Consider the following 3,715-nt stretch of genomic DNA (forward strand, 5'->3'; position numbering starts at 1 on the left):
CGCTGTCGGAGGAACTGCAGTTGCACCCCGAACAGTCGACGGACGCGTTCGTGCTGCTGCATCCGGAGGCGAAATACTTCAACGCCTGAGAGACTGCAGGCACAGAGATACACGCGTCGGCAGATCGGACCGGTCCCGCGGACCGGTCCGATTGTCGTTGCGACGCATGTGAGTCTGGTCACGATGCGGCGCTGGGTCCATGGACCGGGCTGTCCCGCAACAGGATCGAAGCAGTTCAGCACGTAGGATTTTCGAAAGTTTCATCCCGCTGTGGCGCGGAGGGCGAGACGACTCAGCGGTAAACAGGAGGGGCACACGATATGACATCGGATCGGTTGATCGCGGGACGCTATCGACTCACCGACCCGATCGGCACGGGCGCGATGGGGGTCGTGTGGCGCGCCACCGATGTCCGGCTGCGGCGCACTGTCGCGGTGAAGCAAGTGCTGCTCGCACCCGGTCTCACCGGTACGCAAGCACTCGAAGGAAAACTGCGTGCGATGCGGGAGGGCCGGATCGCGGCCCGTCTGCACCATCCCAACGCCATCACCGTCTTCGATGTCGCCGAAGAGGACGGCCAGCCGTGGCTGGTCATGGAATACATGAACGCGCCGAGCCTCGCGGTGAAGCTGGCGGGTGGGGTGACGTTGCCGCCGATCGAGGTGGCGGGGATCGGCGCCCAGGCCGCCGCCGCGCTGTCGGCCGCGCACGACGCCGGGATCATGCACCGTGATGTGAAACCGGCCAACCTGCTCGTCGGCGACGACGGCACGGTCAAACTCACCGACTTCGGCATCTCGCACGCGACCGGCGACGTCACCGTCACCGCCACCGGCTTCCTGGCGGGCACCCCCGCCTATCTGGCGCCCGAGATCGCCCGCGGCGACAACCCGAAACCCGCCGCCGACGTGTTCGCTCTCGGCTCCACGCTGTACGCCGCCTCCGAAGGCGCTCCGCCGTTCGGTGAGGGCGACAACCCCCTGGCTGTGCTGCACGCCGTCGCGCGCGGTGTGGTGCCCGAGCCGAAGAACGCGGGCCCGCTCGCCCCGGTCCTGATGTGGCTGCTGACCGCGTCCGCCGACGACCGGCCGACGATGGCGCAGGCCCGGGTCGCGCTGGAAGACGTTGCGGCGGGCCGTGTTCCGGCACTGCCCGCCTCGGCCACGAAGATTCTGCCGATGAGCGAGGCGGCCACGTCGCTGATTCCGCCTGCCGGCGCACCCACGAACGGGGGCGCGACGGCGAAGTCGGGCGCGGCAGCGTTGTTCGGCAGCGGTCTCGCGAAGGCCAAGGCTGCCCGCTCGGCCATCTCGGGCCGAAATTCGACCGGCGTACCGCATGCCTCGGACGTGAGCGGGAGTGCGGCGTCGGGCGCGGGCGGCAACGCGGCGAGCCGAGCGGACGGGGCAATCGGCCGAGCGGCGACAGGCGGGGCCGGGCAGGCAGGCGCGGTGCGGCAGGCGGCGGCAGGCGATCCCGGCCTCGTCCGGCCGCGCGACGCCGCGTCCTCGGCCGCGGACGGTGTCGAACGCGCCGGTGCCCAGGCGCAGCTGCGCGCCGAGGCCGCGGCCGGGCCGACGGACGGCTCCGGCCTGCATCCGGCGTTCCCCGTCCCGCCGTCGCGCACCGACCGCGCGAACAACAGCCGCGCCGTGCTGCTGTTGGCCGCGGCCGTCGCCGCCTTCACGGTGATGCTGGTGGTGCTGGTGGTCACCCGTGACCGGGGCGGTGACTCCGATCAGCAGGCGCAGGTCCCGGCATCGCCGGTCACCGTCACGACCGTGGTCGACGGCAAGGTGAGCACGGTCGTCATCGTGCCCGAGCAGGAAACGATCACCGTGTCTGCCCCGCCCGAAGCCCTGCCGAGCGGTGCGACGAGCGCCGGTGCGACCCCGACCAGCACATCCGCCAAGCCGACCCCCACCACCGCGAAACCGACCAGCGCGACCATCACCACCACGCCGTTCGGTCCGCCGACCCCGGACCGGATCAACCAGTTCATCGCCGGGTACTACGGCATGCTGCCCGGCAATATCGGCGGGGCGTGGGCGCAGCTCGCTCCCGGTTACCAGGCGCAGACCGGCGGGTTCGGGCAGTACTCGTCGTTCTGGTCGTCGGTGCGGTCGGTGACTGTCGGCTCGATCACCCCCAACGGGCCGAACCGCGCGGTCGTCACGCTCACCTATCAGCTCGCCAATGGCACCGTGACCTCGGAGAACCGGTGGATCCAGGTCTCCGGCGACGCGGGCAACCTGCAGATCGCCGGATCGGGCGTCTGAGGCGGACCCGTTACCCTGAACGGGGTCCGGCGAGCGCCGGGCACTTCGGCGATGTGTGACGAGAACGAGGCGAGTAACAGGTGAGCGCGCGACCGGCCGCGGTGCTGTGGGACATGGACGGCACGCTGCTCGATTCGGAGAAGCTGTGGGACATCGCGGTTCGTGAACTGGCCCGCGAACACGGTCGCGAGCTGACCGACGAGGTCCGCCACGCCCTGATCGGCGCCTCCGGCCCCAACGCGCTGCGCATGCTCTTCGACGGTATCGGCCTCGACCCGTCGCCGCAGACGATCGTCGAGGCGGGGGAGTTCCTGGAGCGCCGGGTCACCGAGCTGATGCTCGGCCCGATCCCGTGGCGTCCCGGCGCCAAGGACGCGCTGGCGATGGTGCGCGAGGCGGGCATGAAGTCCGCGCTGGTGACCAACACCAAGCGTTCGCTCACCGAATACGGCCTCGATACCCTCGGCCGCGACTTCTTCGACACCTCCGTCTGCGGTGACGAGGTGGCGCACGGCAAGCCCGATCCGGCCATCTACCGCCGCGCCGCGGAACTGCTCGGGGTCGACCCGGGTGACTGTGTCGCGATCGAGGACTCGCCGACCGGTTCGCTCGCGGCGCAGGGCGCGGGCTGCGGTCTGCTGGTGATTCCGTGCGAGATCGCGGTTCCCGCGGCGCCGGGGCGGGTATTCCGGGAGTCGCTGATCGGTTTGTCGGTCGACGATCTGCGAGTCGCACTCGACGCACGCGTGTGAATCTTTCGACAGCGGCGCGTGATAGGGCGTAATAGCCTACCGTGATAGTACCGAAACCCAGGTTGAATCTACGAAAACTGTTGCCGCACAGTTGATTTCGCCCGATTGTGATCTTCCCGGGATACGCCCGATTTGTCGAAACCACGGGCGCTCGCCCGAATATTCCCGCAAACTGGGTACATGACGGGCACGCGGGGGCTTGACGAAATCGTCGACATCGCACGGTATCCACTCACCGATCTCGGTGGTTCGGGCAGGCAGGCGGCTATCGACGCCGCCCGCGCCGAGCTGGCCGAGGACGGTTGTACGGTGCTGCGCGAGTTCATCCGCCCGCAGCTGCTCGACACGCTGCGCGCCGAGGGGGAGGCGATCGCGCCGCACGCCCACTACAAGGTGGAGCGGGTCAACGCCTACAACATTCCCCTCGACGCCGACCTGCCCGCCGGCCATCCGGCGCGCATCGTGCTCGATCGCGGAAACGCGTTCGTGGCCCGCGACCGGATCCCCGCCGAGGCGCTGATCCAGCGCCTCTACACCGACCCGGTGTTCCAGCGCTTCGTCGCCGATTGTTTCGAACTCGAGGATCTGCACGAATTCGCCGACCCACTGGCAGGTTTGTGCCTGAACGTGGTCGAGCCGGGGATGTCGCATCCGTGGCATTTCGACACCAACGAATTCACCGTC

2 protein-coding genes and 1 pseudogene are annotated in these 3,715 nt (G+C 69.2%); all 3 read left to right on the plus strand.

Features of this window, described 5'->3' with window-relative positions; translation table 11 throughout:
* Positions 1 to 320 precede the first annotated feature (320 nt).
* Positions 321 to 2,279, plus strand: coding sequence for a serine/threonine-protein kinase (locus ACFWF3_RS27920; RefSeq protein WP_379316409.1), 1,959 nt, complete (start codon positions 321 to 323; stop codon positions 2,277 to 2,279).
* An 80-nt stretch (positions 2,280 to 2,359) separates the two neighbouring features.
* Complete coding sequence (locus ACFWF3_RS27925) at positions 2,360 to 3,031, plus strand: HAD family hydrolase (RefSeq protein WP_379316410.1); 672 nt, start codon at positions 2,360 to 2,362, stop codon at positions 3,029 to 3,031.
* Between the two features lie 180 nt (positions 3,032 to 3,211).
* A pseudogene (locus tag ACFWF3_RS27930) lies at positions 3,212 to 3,715 on the plus strand (arpA protein); the annotation flags it as partial.

Source organism: Nocardia sp. NPDC060220 (assembly GCF_042727815.1).
Classification (GTDB): Bacteria; Actinomycetota; Actinomycetes; order Mycobacteriales; family Mycobacteriaceae; genus Nocardia.

What these genes read in the sequence shown, in the direction of transcription:
- ACFWF3_RS27920 (WP_379316409.1), top strand. Translation starts at nt 321, where the DNA reads ATGACATCGGATCGGTTGATCGCGGGACGCTATCGACTCACCGACCCG.